Here is an 18,517-nt window from a genome sequence, read left to right on the forward strand (position 1 = left end):
ACAGCTTGACCCCCTCACGTCTGCACAGCTTGCAAACAGGGCCTGTATAGCGTGCCATCTTTAGCTCATCCTCCTCACACGTCCAATCGCACAGCGCACCTACACACGACGCCTCTTCGGCGGTCGGCAGCCATTGTGCGGAATCGGCGTGACATCAGTGATCGAAACAACGTTAAGGCCAGCAGCCTGTAGCGAGCGGATCGCCGCCTCGCGGCCCGAGCCAGGCCCTTTGACATAGACCTCGACCTGGCGCATGCCGTGCTCCATCGCCTTGCGAGCCGCCGCTTCCGCTGCGACCCCTGCCGCATAGGGGGTGCTCTTGCGCGACCCCTTGAAACCCTGCGAGCCGGCGCTGCTCCAGGCAATTACGTTCCCATTCGGGTCGGTCATAGTGACAATGGTATTGTTGAAGGTCGCCTGAATGTGCGCCTGGCCACGCGGCACCGATTTCCGTTCACGCCTGCGCGGCTTACCCGACTGCTTCTTCTTCTCGGCCATGTTCTTTTTCTCTCTACCTCCGGTGAGACGGTCTGCTTATTCTCAATGACTATCTGCAACCGTGTAATCCTTGATCGTTGCTCAGGCCATCCGGTGAAGGGCTGAGAACAAATCCCATCCCGCGCCGGCATGCATCGTCGGAGGTCTCTCTCTCCGCTCTCCCTGGCAGGCCACCAGCCAGGGTTGCCACCGGCGGAGCCGATCGACAGCCCTGCCAGCCAAGCGGCCAATCCACCTGCCCGTCCATCGGCCAGGCAAGAAGAGAGGGTTCCCCAGAGACGGCCTTTACTTCTTGGCTGTAGCCTTCTTCTTACCGGCCACCGTCTTGCGCGGTCCGCGACGAGTGCGGGCATTCGTACGAGTTCGCTGGCCACGCACCGGCAGATTGCGGCGATGGCGCAGGCCGCGATAGCAGCCGATCTCGATCAGGCGCTTGATATTCTGCTCGACCTCGCGCCGCAGATCGCCCTCAACCTTGTATTCGCGGTCGATGACCTCGCGAATACGGTTAACCTCGTCCTCGGTGAGATCCTTGACCCGCTTGGAGGGATTGACGCGGGTCTTCTCCAGGATCTGCCGGCTGGTCGTCGGGCCAATCCCATAGATATAGCGCAGCGAGATTTCGACCGGCTTCTCGCGTGGAATATCGACTCCGGCAATTCTAGCCATCTTCTCCTCCAGATCAGAAGATAGGCCGGGACCTTTCGTATGGCCTCCGCCCCGTCTTGCTTCTCCTCATCCGAGCTTTTCTTTGCAGCTCAGGCTCTCATTGCTCTTGCTTGCTTAACTTGCTTGATAGATAAAAAGTAGGATGGGGGACAGCCCTCCTGGCGAGGGAAACGCTCCAGGCCCGCCTGCCTGGGCATTGACTGCCGACACAGCCACTGCCTTGCTGCGCCGCGCGCTTATTGACCTATCGCCTGGAAGGGCGCAACCGCCAGCTCAACGCAGGCAGGCCAGAGGACGGCCACCGCTGGGAAAGTGAGCCTGCGCTGCGTCCACCGTCCGCCGTTGCGTGCCAACCTCTTCCTTCCCGCTCCGGCAGATCCGGCTTGAGATTGACAATCGGAACCGCTCGGGGCCTGTCGGCTTTGATCGCTGCCAGGAAGCGGCCTTCGCCCAAGCACGCTCTAGTTCTAGCCCTGACGCTGCTTATGCTTGGGGTTCTTGGTACAAATGACGATCACCACGCGATTGCGGCGAATGATCTTACAATGCTCGCAGCGTGGCTTCACCGAGGCGCGTACCTTCACGGCTCCCTCCTTCCTTCCTTTTTCTAGCTTTCTTCTTCACCGAGCCATTGTTTGCCAGAGATCGGCGCACCGTGTGAAAGCGCCTGCCAGAACAATCCAGTCAAGTCGAACCAGGCGAGAGAAGCGGAGCGCAACAGCGCAGAGCCAGACCAGCCTGATCGAGGCAAGCAGCCAACGATGAAACGAAAAGGCGCAAGCCGGAGCGACAGCCACACTGCGCCACGTCGTGTCGCATCGACCAGCCTCGTTCTTGCTGGATGTGCCCTTCTCCTTCTCGCTTCTCTGCAGGCCGCTCAGCGAGAAAGCCGAGCGGCTGGCCTGCTGGGATTGACCAGTCCAGCGGTCAGCAGGCCGAATCGCTAACCAGTGCAGCTCTGTCCACCTCTCATTTGGAGAGGAGCAAGCGAGAGGTAAGGGTGCAGAGGGGTTGCCACTGACAGAACAGAGGCCACCCAGACGAATCTGAGCTGTGGCATGGGAGCAAGGCGCGGGGTCAGGCCAACCTTCTGTGGACCTGCCCGGCCTGGGTCGCGCCGGGTCGCTTCAGCGAAGACCCGGTCCCGGTATAGTCTGCTCTCTGTCTGCTCTCTGCTGATGCTGAACAGCTTGCTCGCCTTGCCGTAGTAGGAAGCGGCCAGACAACAAGGCCGGTCCTCTCTTGTCTGCCTCTGCGGCTGCGGCGATCCAGGGAGCCGCTCCGGTCAGGGCTTGACGCGCCAGGTGATGCGGCCCCGTGTCAGGTCATAGGGCGAGAGCACCACCTTGACCCGGTCGCCGGGGACGATGCGCACGAAATTCATGCGGATCCGCCCCGACAGCGTTGCCAGAACCTGATGGTTCTCGTCGATCTTGACCCTGAACATCGCATTTGGGAGGGCTTCGGTTACCTCGCCCTCCACCTCGATCTCATCCTTTTTCGGCATAGCACCCTTTCGTCGTCACCTGTTGCAGTGGCTCATCGAAGCGTTCCAACAGCAGGTTGTGCGCAAACGATCCACCTCACCCACTTGATCAACCTCACCACTCACCTGGCCCACTCCGTCGCCATCTTTCTTCTCTTCCCTTCCTCTTCTCCACTTCCCCGCTTCCTGCTGGCGCTAGCTGGCTAGTTGGCTGACCGGCGGATAAGGATCCCTCACACGAGGCTGCCCGCTTGGGTTGATCGGCCTGTCTTGCCGCGGAGCCTGCCCAGACGGGCAGGCAGACAGGCGACCCACTCCTGCACAACGCCGCGCATGAGGAAACAAGGCGAGTTCGCTCTCTATGAGAAGGTCGTTTGTCCCTACGACTTGTGTGCTTTTCCAGAGTGGCAAAAAGCAGCAGGGAAGACTGCTGCGACCAACTGCGAATTATAGCACAAACCTCTGGGAAAGTCGAGGGGCAGACCCTCTTTCTACCAGAAGTGGATCGCCAGGCCAACCTTGCCTTCTTCCTCTGGCGCCGGTGTGAGCGAGCAAGCGTCGCCTGGGCGGACCGGCCCACCTGTCTTGAGCGGTCCTGCGCTCGGATCAGAGCGTCAGGATCTCGGCATCGCCCTCGGTGATCGCCACCGTATGCTCGAAATGGGCGGAATAGCTATGATCAACCGTAACAACGGTCCAGCGATCGGCGAGGACGCGCGTCTCCTTCCCGCCCATATTGACCATTGGCTCGATAGCCAGCACCATACCGGGCCGCAGGACAGGGTTGGGCAGCCCAGGCTCGACATAGTTCAAGACCTGGGGATCTTCATGCATACTGCGCCCAATACCGTGCCCGCCGTACTGGCGCACCAGCGAGAAGCCGGCGCCCTCCACGAACTGCTGAATGGCGCGGCTGATATCGAGCAAACGGTTGCCGGCCCGAGCGGCAGCGATTCCGCGGTAGAGAGCATCCTCGGTCACCTTCAGCAGGCGCTTCAGCTCGGGGCTGATCTCGCCCACTCCGACCGTGATGGCCGCGTCGGCATGCCAGCCCTGGTAATTGGCGGCGATGTCGATACTGACAATATCGCCTTCCTGGAGAACGCGCTTGCCCGGAATACCATGAACCACCTCATCGTTGACCGACGTGCATAGGTGGCCGGGATAGCCGTGGTAACCGAGCGAGCTTGACTTTGCCCCATAGCGCTGGAGGGCCTCCGCCGTCAGGCGGTCCAGATCGCCGGTAGTGATGCCGGGGCGAACCGCGCTGCGCAGCTCAGCCAGAACCGCGGCCACGATTCGTCCAGTCTCGCGAATCCGCTCGCGCTCTTCCTTTGATTTTAGGATAATCGCCACTCTCAACTCTCCTCATGGGGGGGCGGGGCTGGGACGAGCCAGAGCAGGGCGAGCGCCGCCAGCCCTTCTGCCCTCCGGCCTGATCTGGTGGCTATGCGCTCTTCCATCAGGCCGACCCATGCTGGCCTTTGTCATAGCGTTTAATGGTTGCAAGCAACTCTTGCTGAACTTCGTCGATGCCCTGATTGCCGTTGACCTTTACCAGCTTTCCCTGGGCTGCGTAGTAGTCGAGCAGGCGGATCGTCTCCCTAAAGAAGATGTCCAGTCGCCGCTCGACCGCCTCGCCGACATCGTCGGAGCGCTGGTAGAGTTCGCTTCCATCGATATCGCAGACACCCGGAACTCTAGGTGGCTTGCTATAGATGTTGTAGACGTGCTGGCAGGCGCGGCAGATGAAGCGGCCCGACAGCCGCCGCACTAATTCCTCACGTGGCACCTCCAGATAAACGGCCAGATCGACCTGCCTCCGAACGGCTTGCAGCCCTTTATCCAGAGCCTCCGCCTGGGGAATGGTTCGCGGGAAGCCATCTAGCAAGACCCCCCTGGCACAATCGGGACGGGCCAGCCTACCCAGGATCATCGCGATAGTCAGCTCATCAGGGACCAGCTCGCCGCGATCCAGGTAGCCTTTGGCTTTCAGGCCCAGCTCAGTGCCTTCAGCGACTTCCTTACGAAACAGATCTCCGCTGGCTACGTGCGGAATCCCAAGTTCCTGAGAGAGCGCTTCCGCCTGGGTCCCTTTGCCCGACCCTTGAGCGCCAATGAGAATGATCAGCACCGTTTCTCCTCCGATGGAAGCGGACGAGGCGCAGCATCGCGCCTCGCCGACCTACGACAGGAAACCCGAGTAATTGCGCATGACAACCTGCGCTTCAAGCTGCCTGATAGTGTCCAGGGCCACGGCCACCACCACCAGCAGGGCGGTTGAGCTGAGCATCTGGGTTCTGGCCAGGTAGGGTAAAATCGCCAAAACGCCCAGGAAGAGCGCGCCTCCAAAGGTGACCCGCCTCAGCAGGGTTTTCAAGTAGACGCGCGTCTGCTCGCCGGGGCGATAGCCAGGAATGTGAGCGCCCTGCTTCTGGAGATTCTCGGCAATATTCTGCTGGTCCCAGACCAGATCGGCATACATGTAGGTGAAGCCGACCACCAGGAGAAAGTATAACAGCCAGTACCAGGGCAGCGTCGTATTGAGGACCGTACTGCTGATCCAGCTAGCGGCCGTTGTCAGCCAGCTAGCATTGCTGCTGGCCAGGTACTGGGAGATGACGGTCGGGAAGAGCAAGACCGAGTTGGCAAAGATCAGCGGGATCATGCCGGCGCTGTTGACCATCATAGGAATATAGGTGGTCTGAGCCGAGCCGACCAGCATGCCTCGCCCCACGATGCGCTTGGTGGGATACTGAATCGGAATACGTCGCTGTCCAAGGTAGATATAGACGATGCTGGTGATGGTGACCACGGTAATGATCCCCAGCACGACCAGGTTGAGAATGCTGCTGCTCGTGCCGCCCGTGGTGGTGCTGGAGATGTAGCCCTGCTGCACCAGCGTGGGCAGGCGGGTCACAATGTTCCCCAAGATGATGATGGAGATGCCGTTGCCAACACCATACTCCGTGATCAGCTCGCCGAACCAGACCAGGATCATGGTCCCCGTGGTCAGCGAGAGCAGAATGGCCAGAGTCTGCAGCCAGTTCGGCCCAAAGAGGTTGAAGGTGCTGGCATCGAGGACGCCCACCCTGACAAAGATGGCCGCGCTACCCAGCGCATTGAGAAAGGCGATAGGAACCGTGATGATGCGCGTGATCTGGCTGAACTTAAGCCGCCCGGCTTCCCCCTCTTCCGTGAGGCGATGGAGCGCCGGAATGATCGGCGACAGCAGCTGCATCACGATGGTCGCCGTGACGTAGGGGTAGACGCTCATGGCAATGATCGAGTAGGTCTGGAGCGATCCCCCCGAAAAGATGTCCAGCAGGCCAAGCAATTGGCCCAGATTCTGATTTTGACCGCTCGTGAAAAGGCTGGCCAGCGCTTGCTCCTGCTGGTGGGTCAACGGCACCGTGATATGGGCCAACAGCCGCATCAGCAGCAGCATGACCAGCGTAAAGATGATTTTCTTGCGCAGGTCGGGAATAGACCAGACACTGAGCAGCCGCCCTAACATGGATGGCTCCTTTCAGAACAAGCGTCGCACGCATCGGTCGCGGAGAGGCAGCCTCTCGGCCCTCGGCCAGCCCTGGACTGGATCGATCAGCAGAGGACGGACCGGGGTTTACCAGGGTTACCAGGGATCCTTCCCTCGCCAGCCAGCCAGCGGCGGCTCTGGCCAGGCTGACCAGCGGCCAGCAAGAACCAGGTCTTCGCCGAGGCCGGCTTGTCTGTTGTGGCTGCTTACCGCGTCGGACCAGGCCGGTGGCCAGCGGTGTGCCGATCCACCTGTCTGGAAAAGAGGAAGAACTGGCCCAGGTGAGCGGTGCGCTCAGGCCTGGGCCCCCTGGGCCTGCTTGCCCTGATCCTTGCGGCGCTTTGTCTTCTCGTAGACCTTAACAGGAATCACTTCGACGCTGCCACCGGCGGCCTCGATCTTGGCGCGCGCACTGTCTGAAAACTTGTGGGCCCGCACCGTCAGCGGGCGATGCAGCTCACCGTCGCCCAAGATCTTGACCAGACCACGGCTCTCAGCAGGCGAGAGCAGGCGCTTCTCCGCCAACGCCTCCGGCGTCACCGCGGCCCCCGGCTCAAAGAAGCGCTCCAGGCTGGCCACATTGACAACGGCGTACTCCTTGCGGAAAGGCGCATTGCTATTGCCAATACCGCGCAGGAAAGGAAGACGCTGCGACAGCGGCGTCTGACCTCCCCCAAAAGCCTGGCGAACCTTCCCCCCAGTGCGCGCCTTCTGGCCCTTGGTACCGCGGCCAGCGGTCTTACCACGTCCAGAGCCATGCCCTCGTCCGACTCGTTTCGACCGCTGATGCGAACCAGGAGCGGGTCGCAGATCCGACAGTTTCATTACGCTATCTCCTCCACCTTGAGCAGGTGTCTCACCTTGCGAATCATTCCGCGAGTCGTGGGCGTGTCCTCGCGCACCACTTCCTGCTGGAGCTTGCGCAGCCCAAGCGAGCGGATCGTCTCCCGCTGATCCTGCGCATAGCCAATCGTACTCTTCACCCACTTGATGCGCAGCTTTGCCATAACAATCTCTCTCCTCAACAGTCCGGCCGGCCCTCACCCTGCCCTGAGCTGGTAGTTCCAGCGAGCAGGAGCGAGCCAGCTTGCTCGCTAGCGAGGCTTAGCGACGGCGCGTCGAGCGACGTTCCCCACGCTCAGCGCGCTCGCGGGCCGCCCGTCGGAGCGCGCGCTGCTCGCGCGCCTCCTCCTCGCGTGCGGCGCGCAGGGCAGCCGCCTGCTCGGCAGCGCTGGCCGCCGCCGCCGCCAGCCGCTCGGCGCGGCGCCGCCCCAGCAGCTCAACCACCGTCTTCCCACGCAGGGCAGCCACTTCCTCGGGCGAGCGCAGCTCCTTGAGAGCCTCGATGCAGGCGCCAACGGTGTTAGCGCGGTTAGAGCTGCCAATCACCTTGGTCAGAATATCGCGAATGCCGGCCAGCTCCACCACGGCGCGCACGGCCGCCCCGGCGATCACACCGGTGCCGGGCGCGGCGGGCTTGAGCATCACCTGCGAGGCGCCAAAGGTTGTCTTGACCATGAAGGGGATAGTTGTACCGGTCAACGGAACATGAATCAGGTGTTTTTTGGCATCCTCGGCGGCCTTCCGAATGGCCTCGGTATACTCGGCGGCCTTCCCCATGCCATAGCCAACGTGGCCATTGCGGTCTCCAACCACCACGAGCGCCCGGATGCTAAAACGGCGCCCGCCCTTGACAACCTTGGAGACGCGAGTGACTTCGACCACGATCTCTTCCAGGTTCAGCTTCGACGCATCTATTCTCGGCATGTTCCTCCTCGTGCTCGTGCCTACCTAGCTAGCCTAGACTAGAACTGTAGGCCGCCTTCTCGCGCCCCTTCAGCCAGAGCAGCCACGCGCCCGTGATAGGCGTAGCCTCCACGGTCAAAGACGACCTTCTCGATCCCCTTCTCTTTCGCCCGCTGCGCGAGCAACTTGCCAACCTCGCGCGCGATGGCGACTTTGCGATTGTAGGCAATGGCGGCCAGCGCCTCGACAGGCGTTTTCTTCTCGCCCTTCTGGGCGCTCGGCAGAACCGTTTTAACCTGCGTCGGGGGACGGCCCCGCTGCTGCTGACTGCCTTTGCCGCCCTTGGCCTGCTGGGGCTGCGACTGGGCTCGCGCCGCGGCGCGAGCGGCCTTACGCGAGGGCGCAGCCTCCGCCGCGCTCTCGACTACCACCTCCTCCGGGGCCGCTTCCGCCTGGGGAGCCGCTGCCGACTCAGGAGGCGCTGCCGGCTGGAACTCGCGCAGCGCCGGCTCCAGCGAGGAGGCCGCTACGAGCGTTCGACCCACGGTATCATCGATAATCTGCGCATAGATATGGCGAGCGCTGCGGAACACATTCAGGCGTGGCCGTTCCGCTGTGCCCTTGACTCGGCGACGTATCCGCTGGTGCCGACGCAGCCGCGCCTTGTTCGCATTGAACGTCTTGATCATGAGAACGTGCCCCTGTTCTTATAAGAGTAATAAAGAAAGATGAACCGACACTGCAAGGGACGTGATCGGCACTACGTCCCCTCTCTGTCGCAGAAAGCTCGTGCGTGCCGGCGATGGGATAGGCCGATAGGCCAGCCGGCCAGCCAGCCAATCGACCAGACCAGCAGCTTGCCTGCTTGTTTACTTCTTCTTCCCGCCGCCAGCCTTGCCGGTCTTACCGGCCTTACCGGCCTTGCGCCGAATCTCCTCGCCGGCGTAGCGAATGCCTTTGCCCTTATAAGGCTCCGGCTCGCGGATGCGGCGAATGATGGCCGCCATCTCGCCCACCTTCTGCTTATCGATTCCGACCACACTGATCTTGGTGGCCTTCGTCACAGGGTCGACCCCATCGACCGTAAAGGAGATGCCCGGCGGCGGCGGCACCTCGATCGGATGGGAATAGCCCACCAGGATCACCAGGTTATCGCCCACCTTGGTGGCGCGGTAGCCAGTGCCGTGGATCTCGAGCTGCTTGCTGTAGCCCTGGGTCACGCCGACCACCATATTATTGATCAGCGTGCGGTAGAGGCCATGCTGTGAGCGATGCAGCTTATTATCGGACTGGCGCGCCACCTTGAGCGTGCCATTCTCCAGGGTCAGCGAGAGGGAGGAGGGGACCTTCAGGGAGAGTTGGCCCTTGGGACCCTTGACGGTCACCAGATTCTCCTCGTTCCAGCTGACCTCGACCTTTGGCGGGATCGGGATCGGCATACGCCCTATACGCGACACGGTGTCAACCTCCCGTCTACCAGACGTGACAGATAACCTCGCCCCCAAGACCGAGCTGATAGGCTTTGCGTCCCGTCATCACGCCCTTGGGAGTGGACAGAATGGCAACCCCCAGCCCGCCCCGCACCAGGGGAATATCCTTGCGCTTGGTATAGACGCGCCGCCCGGGCTTACTGACGCGCTGCAACTGTGTCAGCACCGGCTTCTTATCGACATAGCGCAAGGTGATGCGAATCGTCCCCTGGGGATTATCCTTAATCACTTCGATATCTTTAATATAGCCCTCTTCCTTGAGCACACGCGCAATGGCCAACTTCATCTTGGAGGCCGGAATCGAGACCCGCGTGTGCCGCGCGGTGATCGCATTGCGGATGCGGGTGAGCATATCCGCGATGGGATCAGTCATGTTCATAGTACAACACCTCCACGATCATGAAAGAACGAGCGACCTGCGGTGCGGCCTGAGCAATCCCTCACCCAGTTCAGTTCAGGTCAGGTCAGCCCGGCTCAGTCCAGTCCAGTTCAGTCCAGCATTCCCGGGCAGGAGCCTGCGGCTGTTACCGAGACGCGCGCTCGCTCTTTCACGCTGCCCACCAGGGCGATTGCTGAACCTACCAGCTTGATTTCGTCACACCGGGCAGCTCACCGCGCAAGGCCCGCTCGCGGAAGCAGATGCGGCACAGGCCGAACTTGCGCATGTAGGCACGCGGACGTCCGCAGACGCGACAGCGGTTGTGCTGGCGCACCTTAAAGCGAGGCTTGCGCTGAGCCTTGACGATCATCGAGACCTTGGCCATCGATCCTACCTCCTGAAGGGCATTCCGAGCAGGCTGAGCAGGCGTCGCCCTTCCTCGTCGGTGCGCGCCGTGGTCACAATGCTGACCTCCATGCCCCGGACCTTATCGATCTTGTCATAGTCAATCTCGGGAAAGACGAGCTGCTCACGCAAGCCCAGCGTATAGTTGCCACGCCCGTCAAAGGAATCCGGAGAGACCCCCTGGAAGTCGCGCAGACGCGGCAGAGCGACGTTCATCAGCTTGTCGAGAAAGTAGTACATGCGCTCGCCCCGCAACGTCACCATGCAGCCGATCTGCATGCCCTTGCGTACCTTGAACGAGGCCACCGAGCGCCGCGCATGGGTAATGACCGGGCGCTGACCGGTGATGAGCGAGAGATCATTGACTGCCGCCTCCATCGCCTTGGCGTTCTGAATGGCCTCGCCCATCCCAATATTGATGACCACCTTGTGGATGCGCGGCACCTGCATCGGATTCTTGTAGTTAAACTCCTTCTGCAGGGCCGGTACCACCTCCTTGAGATACTTCTCCTTTAAGCGTGCTGCCATAATCTCTACGCACTCCTCGTCCGATCAGCAATGACCTTGCCACATTTCTTGCAGATACGCACCGGGCGGAGCTTCTGATCCGCCCCCATCGGACGACGCTCGTGGGCAACGCGCGTGGGCTGACCACACTCTGTGCAGACGAGCATGGTGTTGGAGACGTGGATGGGCATGGCCTTCTCGATAATGCCTCCCTGACGCAGCTGCCCCTGCGGCTTCTGGTGCCGCTTCACCAGGTTGACCCCCTCAACGATGACCTTGTTCAGCTGCGGCAGGGCCCTGACCACCGTCCCTTGCTTGCCCCGATCCTTGCCCGCGATCACCAGCACGGTGTCGCCCTTCTTGATGTTCATCTTGGCCCGGTGCAGAGGCCGCTTTTCTTCCTTCGCTTTCGTCTTGACAGCCATCGTTTTGCCTACCTACCTTCTTCTTTCCTCACGTTCCCTCAGAGCACCTCTGGCGCGAGCGAGAGGATACGGACGTAGTTTTTCTCGCGCAGCTCGCGAGCCACCGGACCAAAGATACGTGTTCCCCTGGGGTTGTTACCAGCGCCGATAAGCACAGCCGCGTTATCGTCAAAGCGGATGTGGGAGCCATCCGGGCGGGCGTACTCCTTGGCAACGCGCACGACCACCGCGGTGACTACCTCCCCTTTCTTGACCTGACCATTGGGGGCGGCGCTCTTGACGCTGGCCTTGATCACGTCGCCAACCGTGGCATATTTCTTGTTCGAGGTGCCAAGGACACGAATACACATGATTTCCTTGGCGCCCGTGTTGTCGGCAACTTTGAGACGGGTCTGGGGCTGGATCATTCTTCGGCTCCCTCCTCTCCTTGCTGCTCACTCCGCCCGCCCGGCCCCGCCTGGCCCGCACCCTGCTGTACCCGCTCCAGCTCGCTGGTGATCTCCTGGCCCAGGACCTCCTCAACGGGTACAACACCGCTGCCGCGCTTGACGATCTCGACCAGGCGCCAACGCTTGAGCTTGCTCAGCGGGCGGCATTCCTCGATGCGCACAATGTCTCCAATCTGGCAGGCGTTGTGCTCATCATGAGCATAGAAATGCTTGGTCTGACGATAGGTTTTCTTGTACAGTGGATGCATCTTGAGCCGCTCAACCGCAACGACGATGGTCTTGTCCATCTTGTTGCTGATCACCAGCCCCACCTTCTGCTGGCGGCGGTGCTGGGGCCGCCCTGCGGTTGAGCTGAGCGTGGCCGCATTCTGCCCAGTCGTTCCCTGCGTCATTGCTCAGCCTCCAGCTGTGAGATATGGTGGAGCAGGCGAGCGATATCCTTGCGGGTCTGAGCGAAGATGCGCGTATTCTTGACTTCCCCACGCTGTTTCTGCAAGCGCAGATTGAAGAGCCTGGTACGCAGCTCTTTCAGCTCGCGCTGGGCTTCCTGCAGCGACATCTCGCGAATCTGCTGGCGACGCTCCTTAAGCTTCGGCACGCTCCGCCTCCCCCTTGACTACAAAGCGTGTGGCGATTGGCAACTTATGGCTCGCCAGGCGTGCAGCTTCCCTGGCGATCTCTTCGCTCACGCCACCGATCTCGAAGATCATATGTCCAGGTTTGACCACTGCTACCCAGTGGTCGAGGGCGCCTTTCCCCTTCCCCATGCGTGTCTCTGCCGGCTTAGCGGTCACGGGTTTGTCGGGGAAGACGCGAATCCAGACCTTACCGCCGCGCTTCATGAAGCGCGTGATCGCAATACGGGCGGCCTCGATCTGACGTGCCTCCAGCCAGCAGGGTTCCAGGGCCTGCAAGCCGAAATCGCCGAAGGCGACCGTATTGCCGCGATGAGCGGTCCCCTTAAGGCGACCGCGATGCTGTTTGCGATACTTTGGACGTCTCGGTGCCAGTAACATGGCTGCCTTTTCTCCTCTTTGCCACAGGTAGCCCCGTCACCCAGCGGCCTGCTGGCTCGCGACTAAGGGCATGGGCCGGGCCGGTCGGGGCTGACGCGTCTGCTCTCTGCTGGCTGCCGCTAGCGAGTGGCCCAGCCGCTGCGCCGCCTCTGGCGTCTTCGCTAGCTGGTTCGTCTGTTTGGCTCACTTGCTGCCGAGGGCTTCCCCTGGGAGACGACGGACAGTCTGTTCAGGACGGCCCTCCTTCCCTCCTGCCTCGCTCTTCCTCGCGCCAGGGCGGGCCTGCCTTGTTAGCTCTCGCTCGCTGTATCTGTTTGCTGCCCGGCGTTCTCTCCTCAGTCGGCTTTACTCCTCAGCGCTGCCCGTAGAGGGCTGTCCGCCACCCTGTGGCTGCTCAGCCGCAGTCGGTGGGGCTGCCTGCTCAGACGGGGCAGCCGGCGCCGGGCCCTGGACAGACTGCTGCTGCTGCTGGTGGTGCGACTGCGGAGGCTGTTGACGCTGCTGGTGCTGAGCCGATGGCTGTGTCTCAGCCTGCTGGGCCTGGCCCTGGCTCTGGGCCTGGCCCTGGCGTCCCTGCTCGCCGCCGCGCTGGCCCTGCTCAGCCCGTGGTGGGCGAGGAGGACGAGATGGACGACCCTGACGGCCTGGCTGCTGTCCCTCACGCTCGCCGCGGGGGGGACGCGGACCACGCTCACGCTCTCCCTGGCCAGGGGCCTGAGTTTGGGGACCGCCCTGAGCCTGACCGCGCTCGCCGCGGGGAGGACGGCCCTGACCATGCTCGGGGCGCGGACGCCCTCCGCGCTGCTCGGGGCGATCTCGGCGCTCCGGGCGATCCCGGCGCTCGGGCGGGCGCCGCTCACCAACGCCGATCTCACGCGGCAGGAGCGCGGGCTGGGGAGCGCCCTCCTGACCCTCAGGTCCCGGACCCTTGCCAGGGAGGACGTCCCCCTTGTAGATCCAGACCTTAACACCGATCACACCATAGGTCGTGTGGGCTTCCGTCTGCCCATAGTCGATATCGGCGCGCAGGGTATGCAGGGGAACCTTCCCCTCGACCTCTTTCTCGCTGCGAGCGATCTCCGCCCCACCGAGACGCCCACTCACAATGACCTTGATGCCTTTGGCATTGGCGCGCATCGCTTTCTGGACAGCCTGCTTCATGGCGCGCCGGAACGAGACACGCTTCTCAAGCTGCTCGGCGATCGTTCGGCCAACCAGGTAAGCATCAAGCTCTGGCTGAAGGATCTCGACAATGTTGAGGCGCACCCGCTTATGGATCTTCGACTCCAGCAGGCTGCGCAGCCGGTCGACCTTCTCCCCGTTCTTGCCGATCACGATGCCCGGCCTGGCGGTATGGATAGTTACCGACACCTGCGTCGCCGCCGCACGCTCGATCTCGATGCGCGAGACCGCCGCATTAGCCAGCTCGCGGTTGATCGTCTCGCGGATCAGCATGTCCTCCGCGAGCAGGTCTTTGTAGTCACGCTCAGCATACCAGCGAGAGAGCCAGGTTTTGATAATGCCGAGCCTGAACCCTGTGGGATGAACCTTCTGTCCCACTGACGTGCTCCTCCTTCACTGCACTTCGCTCGCTCGATTCGTTAGCGTCCCAGGTCGGCTCGATCATCCGAAACGATCACTGTGACATGACTGGAACGGCGAATGATGGGCGACATACGCCCGTGCGAACGGGCCTTGAAGCGCTTCAGGCGCGGCCCCTCGTCCGTCACAATGTTGAGAATGTAGAGCTGGTCGGGATCGAGATTGTAGTTGTTTTCCGCGTTGGCCACCGCCGACTGGATCACCTTCTTGACCGGCCTGGCCCCAGCGTTGGGCAGGAAATCAAGAACCGGCAGCGCCTCGCTGACGCGCAGTCCCTTGACCGCCTCCGTGACCAAGCGCAACTTACGCGGCGAAATGCCGATGTTCCTCGCAATAGCCCTGACTTGCATCTCCTACTCCATCTTAAGATGGCTCCGCTGGCCTTCCGCCAGGGGTGGGAGGAGAGAGCGGCCTAGCGGACCGAGGTGGTCCGCTCGCTCTTCCCACCCGAGTGGCCACGGAAGTGCCGCGTGGGAGCGAACTCTCCCAGCTTATGGCCTACCATGTTCTCGGTGATATAGATCGGCACATGGGTCTTGCCATTGTGCACGCCGATGGTCAAGCCAACCATCTCGGGGAAGATGGTTGAGGCGCGCGACCAGGTTTTGATCAGGCGACGCTCACCGCTGCGTCGCATCGCCAGGACCTTCTTTCTCAGCGACTCGTGAATGTATGGTCCTTTTTTACGCGAGCGCGACATGCTTTCGTTCTCCTCCTCCTACCTGTGCCTGTCGGCGAGCTTGGCTCACCCGCTAGCGCCGACCAGCGTTGCGCCGACGGACAATGAAGCGATCGGTACGCTTGTTGCGCCGCGTCTTGACGCCAAGGGCGGGCTTGCCCCAGGGCGTCTGCGGCTGACCACCGCGCGGAGCACGCCCTTCGCCACCACCGTGTGGGTGGTCACAGGGGTTCATGGCCGCGCCACGGACCGCGGGCCGCCGCCCCATGTGGCGGGAGCGGCCCGCCTTGCCAATGGTGATGTTCTCATGATCGGGGTTGCCCACCTGGCCAACCGTGGCCATGCAGCGGATGTGGACGTAACGCAGCTCCCCCGATGGGAGACGGATCAGGGCGTAGTCCCCCTCTTTGGCCATCAACTGGGCCCCTACGCCGGCGCTACGCACCAGTTGGCCCCCGCGCCCAGGCACCAGCTCGATGTTGTGAATGGTGGTGCCCACGGGAATGTTCTTGAGCGGCAGAGCATTGCCCGGCTTGATGTCAGCCTCCGGCCCCGCCATTACCTGGTCGCCCACCTTCAGCCCCAGCGGCGCAATGATATAGCGCTTCTCTCCATCAAGATAGTGCAGCAGAGCGATGCGGGCCGAACGGTTGGGGTCGTACTCGATGGCGGCCACTTTGGCCGGCACGCCCAGCTTGTTGCGCTTGAAGTCGATGATCCGGTAGGCCCGCTTCGCTCCCCCTCCCCGATGACGGGTGGTGATCCGGCCCTGGTTGTTGCGACCGGCATGCTTCTTCAGCGGCTTGATCAGCGACTTCTCCGGCTCCGTCTTCGTGATTTCTTCGAAGGTCGAAACCGTCATGCCGCGTCGCCCGGGAGTCGTTGGCTTATACTGTTTTACTGGCATCTTCTTCCCCTTATGCCTTCAATGCCTCAATGGTCTGACCCGGCTGGAGGGTCACGATGGCCTTTTTCCAGCGCCGCCCGCGGATGATGCGCGGGGGTGCTCCTCGCCGGCGCAGGATGCGCTTTTTGCCGGGCACATTGATGATATTGACCTTGAGCACCTTTACATTGAAGAGCTGCTCGACGGCGCGGCGCACATCGATCTTCGTGGCTTCCGGCGCCACCTTAAAGGTGTACTGGTTACGCTGCTCCTGGAGCGTGACCGATTTTTCGGTGATGATTCCGTGACGCAGAACCTCAGTGACCTCCACGGCCTACTCCTCCTCGCTGCCGCCGGCGGCCTGGCTGTCGGCGGCGCTGGTCTCGCCCTGAGGCTCCTCCTGCGCCGCAGCTTCCGCCTGGGCTTCGACCTCAGCCTCGGCTTCGGCAATGCGCTGGCTGGCCTCTTCGGCGCTCAGTCCCTCGCCAAAGACGTATTCCAGCCAGCGTACGGCTGGCACCGGCATGATGACACTGTCGTGCTTCAGCAGCTCTACGACGTTGATGGCGCAGACATGCTCAACCTTGGCGCCTGGAATGTTGCGCGCCGAGAGCAGGACGTTCTCATCGCGCTGCGGCAGCATCAGCAGTACACGCTTGCTGTCGCCGACGGGCAGCTTGCTGAGCACCTCTAGCATGTCCTTGGTGCGTGGCCGCTCCAGTTGGAGCCGATCCACGACAATCAGGCGATTGTTGGCCACTTTATCCGAGAGCGCCGAGCGGATGGCCAGGCGCCGCATCTTGCGTGGCACATCGTGATGATAGACGCGAGGCCGCGGCCCAAAGACCACGCCGCCGTGGCGGAACTGGGGCGCGCGAATGCTTCCCTGTCGCGCCCGACCGGTGCCTTTTTGCCGATAGGGCTTTTTGTTTCCTCCCGAGACCTCGCCGCGGTGCTTGGTGGAGACGGTGCCCTGGCGGCGGTTGACCAATTGGGCGGTGACCACCTGATGGAGCACCGGGATATGGGGCGTGATCCCGAAGACCTGCTCGTTCAGCTCAAGCTCTCCCACGGCCTCGCCGGCCATGTTATAGACTGTCGTCGAGGGCATCGCCGTTACCTACCTCTTATGCTTCCTAATCATGAGCAGGCCGCCATTCGCCCCGGGCACCGAGCCCTTGACTACCAGTAGATTGCGCTCCGGGTCGGCCTGAATCACACGCAGCCGCTTGACTGTGACGCGCGCATTGCCCATGTGGCCGGCCATGCGCAGGCCCTTGAGCACTCGCCCGGGGGTGGTGCCGGAACCGATGGAGCCGGGCGCGCGATGACGATCCGACTGGCCATGCGTCTTGGGGCCGCCGGCAAAGCCGTGGCGCTTGACGCCGCCCTGGAACCCCTTTCCTTTGGAGGTTCCGATGACATCGACGAATTCTCCGACCTTGAAGAGGCTGACGTCAAAGCGGGCGCCCAGCTCTAGCTTGTCGGGCGCGACCCCGTCTTGTAGCTTGACCTCGCGCAGGACGCGGAAAGGTCCCAGCTCCGGCCCCGGACGGCGCTGGCGATTCTCCTGCAAGGCCAGGAGCTTCTGAATCTGCTTGTCCGGCTTCTTCTCTTCGGAAGCCTGCGCGCCGCTTCCGCTCTCAGCTCCCTCTTCCTGGCTGCGGGCCTTGGCACGCTGCTCCTGCTGGTATTGCTGCAGACGACGGCGCTGGGCCCTCAAGAGCGGCAGCCGATGACCAAGGTGCCCAAGCAGCGGGCGCGTCGCCCGCTTGACGGGAAGCGGCTCAAAACCAATCTGGACTGCTTCGTAGCCATCACGGGCAGTGGTTTTGATCTGGGTAACGATGCACGGGCCTGCTTCAATGACGGTTACGGGGATGGCGTTGCCATCCGGCCCGAACACCTGCGTCATGCCCACTTTCCTGCCCAACAATCCATTGAGCATACTCTCTACCTACTCTCCTCTGCAGGGAGGGGATGGAACCAGACGGATACGCTCTTTGCTCCTCCTCAGCCAGCCTCGCCCCCGGTCTCTGCTCTGGATCCGGGTAACACTCTCTTTAAGGAGCGTGAACGGGACCGAGCGAGCCGCGCGATCTCTCGCGGCGCTGCCGTTCTGTCCCGTTCGCTTGCGCTCTCTGGGCGAGCTGGCGGCCAGAGGCCAGAGGGGATACATGCACGCAAAGAGCGATCCCGTTCTGGCCTATCCACCTACAGTTTGATCTCGATGTCGACGCCTGCGGGCAGATTTAAGCGCGTGAGCGCTTCGACCGTTTTGTTGGTCGGATCGACGATATCGATCAAGCGCTTATGGGTGCGAATCTCAAACTGCTCACGCGAGTCCTTATCGATAAAGGGCGAACGGATCACGGTGAACTTCTGGATCTCCGTGGGCAGCGGCACAGGGCCAGAGACACGCGCCCCTGTCTGCTGGGCGGTGTCGACGATCTGCATCGCCGACTGATCCAGAATGCGATGGTCGTAGGCCTTCAGGCGAATGCGGATGCGCTGTTTCGCTCCGGTAGCCATTGTCTCTTGCCTCCTTTGTGGCCTGGTGCGGCCTTTGCCTATGGTCGAGCGAGTCTCTCGCTCCGCCGCATGCTTATTCGAGCACCTCGGTGCAGACGCCCGCGCCGACGGTGCGGCCCCCCTCGCGAATGGCAAAGCGCACTCCCGCCTCCATCGCCACCGGATAGATCAGCTCCACCGTCATGTTCACATGGTCCCCCGGCATCACCA

The 18,517-nt window shown here is 62.2% G+C and carries 24 protein-coding genes and 6 pseudogenes; all 30 read right to left on the bottom strand.

What is annotated here, in order from left to right; translation table 11 throughout:
• Window positions 1-99 precede the first annotated feature (99 nt).
• Window positions 100-498, bottom strand: a complete 399-nt coding sequence (gene rpsK / locus ACFMO7_RS04585) for a 30S ribosomal protein S11 (protein WP_376794346.1) — start codon at window positions 496-498, stop codon at window positions 100-102.
• Between the two features lie 285 nt (window positions 499-783).
• The gene (gene rpsM / locus ACFMO7_RS04590) at window positions 784-1,167 is read right to left on the bottom strand and encodes a 30S ribosomal protein S13 (RefSeq protein ID WP_376794347.1); all 384 of its coding nucleotides are present in this window, start codon (window positions 1,165-1,167) and stop codon (window positions 784-786) included.
• Between the two features lie 467 nt (window positions 1,168-1,634).
• A complete protein-coding gene (rpmJ, locus tag ACFMO7_RS04595; RefSeq protein WP_052890652.1) occupies window positions 1,635-1,751 on the bottom strand; it encodes a 50S ribosomal protein L36 in 117 nt (38 codons plus the stop codon).
• Window positions 1,752-2,452: 701 nt separating this feature from the next.
• Window positions 2,453-2,674 carry a translation initiation factor IF-1 gene (gene infA, locus ACFMO7_RS04600; protein WP_052890653.1) on the bottom strand — a complete coding sequence of 74 codons (222 nt, stop codon included), beginning with the start codon at window positions 2,672-2,674 and terminating at the stop codon, window positions 2,453-2,455.
• Between the two features lie 585 nt (window positions 2,675-3,259).
• Window positions 3,260-4,009, bottom strand: a complete 750-nt coding sequence (gene map, locus ACFMO7_RS04605) for a type I methionyl aminopeptidase (RefSeq protein WP_376794348.1) — start codon at window positions 4,007-4,009, stop codon at window positions 3,260-3,262.
• A 106-nt stretch (window positions 4,010-4,115) separates the two neighbouring features.
• Window positions 4,116-4,787, bottom strand: coding sequence for an adenylate kinase (locus ACFMO7_RS04610; RefSeq protein ID WP_376794349.1), 672 nt, complete (start codon window positions 4,785-4,787; stop codon window positions 4,116-4,118).
• Window positions 4,788-4,838: 51 nt separating this feature from the next.
• Complete coding sequence (gene secY / locus ACFMO7_RS04615) at window positions 4,839-6,170, bottom strand: preprotein translocase subunit SecY (RefSeq protein ID WP_376794350.1); 1,332 nt, start codon at window positions 6,168-6,170, stop codon at window positions 4,839-4,841.
• A 315-nt stretch (window positions 6,171-6,485) separates the two neighbouring features.
• Window positions 6,486-7,016 (bottom strand): 50S ribosomal protein L15, encoded by a 531-nt coding sequence (rplO, locus tag ACFMO7_RS04620; protein WP_376794351.1) that lies wholly within the window; start codon window positions 7,014-7,016, stop codon window positions 6,486-6,488.
• Window positions 7,016-7,198, bottom strand: coding sequence for a 50S ribosomal protein L30 (gene rpmD, locus ACFMO7_RS04625; protein WP_376794352.1), 183 nt, complete (start codon window positions 7,196-7,198; stop codon window positions 7,016-7,018). Before rpmD ends, rplO begins: the two co-directional genes overlap by 1 nt.
• 262 nt (window positions 7,199-7,460) lie before the next feature.
• Window positions 7,461-7,958 (bottom strand): annotated as a pseudogene (rpsE, locus tag ACFMO7_RS04630) (30S ribosomal protein S5); the annotation flags it as partial.
• 38 nt (window positions 7,959-7,996) lie between these two features.
• Window positions 7,997-8,206: pseudogene (locus ACFMO7_RS04635) on the bottom strand (50S ribosomal protein L18); the annotation flags it as partial.
• Between the two features lie 225 nt (window positions 8,207-8,431).
• Window positions 8,432-8,626, bottom strand: a pseudogene (locus tag ACFMO7_RS04640) (50S ribosomal protein L18); the annotation flags it as partial.
• Between the two features lie 180 nt (window positions 8,627-8,806).
• On the bottom strand, window positions 8,807-9,394 hold the full coding sequence (rplF, locus tag ACFMO7_RS04645) for a 50S ribosomal protein L6 (protein ID WP_376794353.1): 588 nt from the start codon (window positions 9,392-9,394) through the stop codon (window positions 8,807-8,809).
• A 16-nt stretch (window positions 9,395-9,410) separates the two neighbouring features.
• Window positions 9,411-9,806 (bottom strand): 30S ribosomal protein S8, encoded by a 396-nt coding sequence (gene rpsH / locus ACFMO7_RS04650; protein ID WP_376794354.1) that lies wholly within the window; start codon window positions 9,804-9,806, stop codon window positions 9,411-9,413.
• A 199-nt stretch (window positions 9,807-10,005) separates the two neighbouring features.
• Window positions 10,006-10,191 (bottom strand): type Z 30S ribosomal protein S14, encoded by a 186-nt coding sequence (locus tag ACFMO7_RS04655; RefSeq protein ID WP_069805729.1) that lies wholly within the window; start codon window positions 10,189-10,191, stop codon window positions 10,006-10,008.
• A gap of 5 nt (window positions 10,192-10,196) precedes the next feature.
• Window positions 10,197-10,739, bottom strand: coding sequence for a 50S ribosomal protein L5 (rplE, locus tag ACFMO7_RS04660; protein ID WP_297165236.1), 543 nt, complete (start codon window positions 10,737-10,739; stop codon window positions 10,197-10,199).
• 5 nt (window positions 10,740-10,744) lie between these two features.
• Window positions 10,745-11,143, bottom strand: a complete 399-nt coding sequence (gene rplX / locus ACFMO7_RS04665; RefSeq protein WP_376794355.1) for a 50S ribosomal protein L24 — start codon at window positions 11,141-11,143, stop codon at window positions 10,745-10,747.
• 38 nt (window positions 11,144-11,181) lie between these two features.
• Complete coding sequence (gene rplN, locus ACFMO7_RS04670; RefSeq protein ID WP_052890664.1) at window positions 11,182-11,550, bottom strand: 50S ribosomal protein L14; 369 nt, start codon at window positions 11,548-11,550, stop codon at window positions 11,182-11,184.
• A complete protein-coding gene (gene rpsQ, locus ACFMO7_RS04675; protein ID WP_376794362.1) occupies window positions 11,547-11,879 on the bottom strand; it encodes a 30S ribosomal protein S17 in 333 nt (110 codons plus the stop codon). The genes rplN and rpsQ overlap by 4 nt, the downstream gene beginning before the upstream one ends.
• A 101-nt stretch (window positions 11,880-11,980) precedes the next feature.
• Window positions 11,981-12,190, bottom strand: coding sequence for a 50S ribosomal protein L29 (gene rpmC, locus ACFMO7_RS04680; protein ID WP_376794356.1), 210 nt, complete (start codon window positions 12,188-12,190; stop codon window positions 11,981-11,983).
• On the bottom strand, window positions 12,177-12,608 hold the full coding sequence (gene rplP / locus ACFMO7_RS04685; RefSeq protein ID WP_376794357.1) for a 50S ribosomal protein L16: 432 nt from the start codon (window positions 12,606-12,608) through the stop codon (window positions 12,177-12,179). The genes rpmC and rplP overlap by 14 nt, the downstream gene beginning before the upstream one ends.
• Window positions 12,609-13,421: 813 nt before the next feature.
• A pseudogene (gene rpsC, locus ACFMO7_RS04690) lies at window positions 13,422-14,168 on the bottom strand (30S ribosomal protein S3); the annotation flags it as partial.
• A gap of 41 nt (window positions 14,169-14,209) precedes the next feature.
• Complete coding sequence (gene rplV / locus ACFMO7_RS04695; protein WP_376794358.1) at window positions 14,210-14,560, bottom strand: 50S ribosomal protein L22; 351 nt, start codon at window positions 14,558-14,560, stop codon at window positions 14,210-14,212.
• Window positions 14,561-14,622: 62 nt separating this feature from the next.
• A complete protein-coding gene (rpsS, locus tag ACFMO7_RS04700) occupies window positions 14,623-14,910 on the bottom strand; it encodes a 30S ribosomal protein S19 (RefSeq protein ID WP_052890667.1) in 288 nt (95 codons plus the stop codon).
• A 52-nt stretch (window positions 14,911-14,962) separates the two neighbouring features.
• Complete coding sequence (rplB, locus tag ACFMO7_RS04705) at window positions 14,963-15,796, bottom strand: 50S ribosomal protein L2 (RefSeq protein WP_376794359.1); 834 nt, start codon at window positions 15,794-15,796, stop codon at window positions 14,963-14,965.
• A gap of 10 nt (window positions 15,797-15,806) precedes the next feature.
• On the bottom strand, window positions 15,807-16,106 hold the full coding sequence (gene rplW / locus ACFMO7_RS04710) for a 50S ribosomal protein L23 (RefSeq protein WP_376794360.1): 300 nt from the start codon (window positions 16,104-16,106) through the stop codon (window positions 15,807-15,809).
• Window positions 16,107-16,262: 156 nt separating this feature from the next.
• Window positions 16,263-16,886: pseudogene (gene rplD, locus ACFMO7_RS04715) on the bottom strand (50S ribosomal protein L4); the annotation flags it as partial.
• Between the two features lie 9 nt (window positions 16,887-16,895).
• Window positions 16,896-17,723, bottom strand: coding sequence for a 50S ribosomal protein L3 (gene rplC, locus ACFMO7_RS04720; protein ID WP_376794361.1), 828 nt, complete (start codon window positions 17,721-17,723; stop codon window positions 16,896-16,898).
• Window positions 17,724-17,989: 266 nt separating this feature from the next.
• Window positions 17,990-18,307 carry a 30S ribosomal protein S10 gene (gene rpsJ, locus ACFMO7_RS04725; RefSeq protein WP_052890671.1) on the bottom strand — a complete coding sequence of 106 codons (318 nt, stop codon included), beginning with the start codon at window positions 18,305-18,307 and terminating at the stop codon, window positions 17,990-17,992.
• A gap of 73 nt (window positions 18,308-18,380) precedes the next feature.
• Window positions 18,381-18,517: pseudogene (gene tuf, locus ACFMO7_RS04730) on the bottom strand (elongation factor Tu); the annotation flags it as partial.

Origin of the sequence: Thermogemmatispora sp. (genome assembly GCF_042408735.1) — a bacterium.
In the GTDB taxonomy this organism is placed as follows: domain Bacteria; phylum Chloroflexota; class Ktedonobacteria; order Ktedonobacterales; family Ktedonobacteraceae; genus Thermogemmatispora.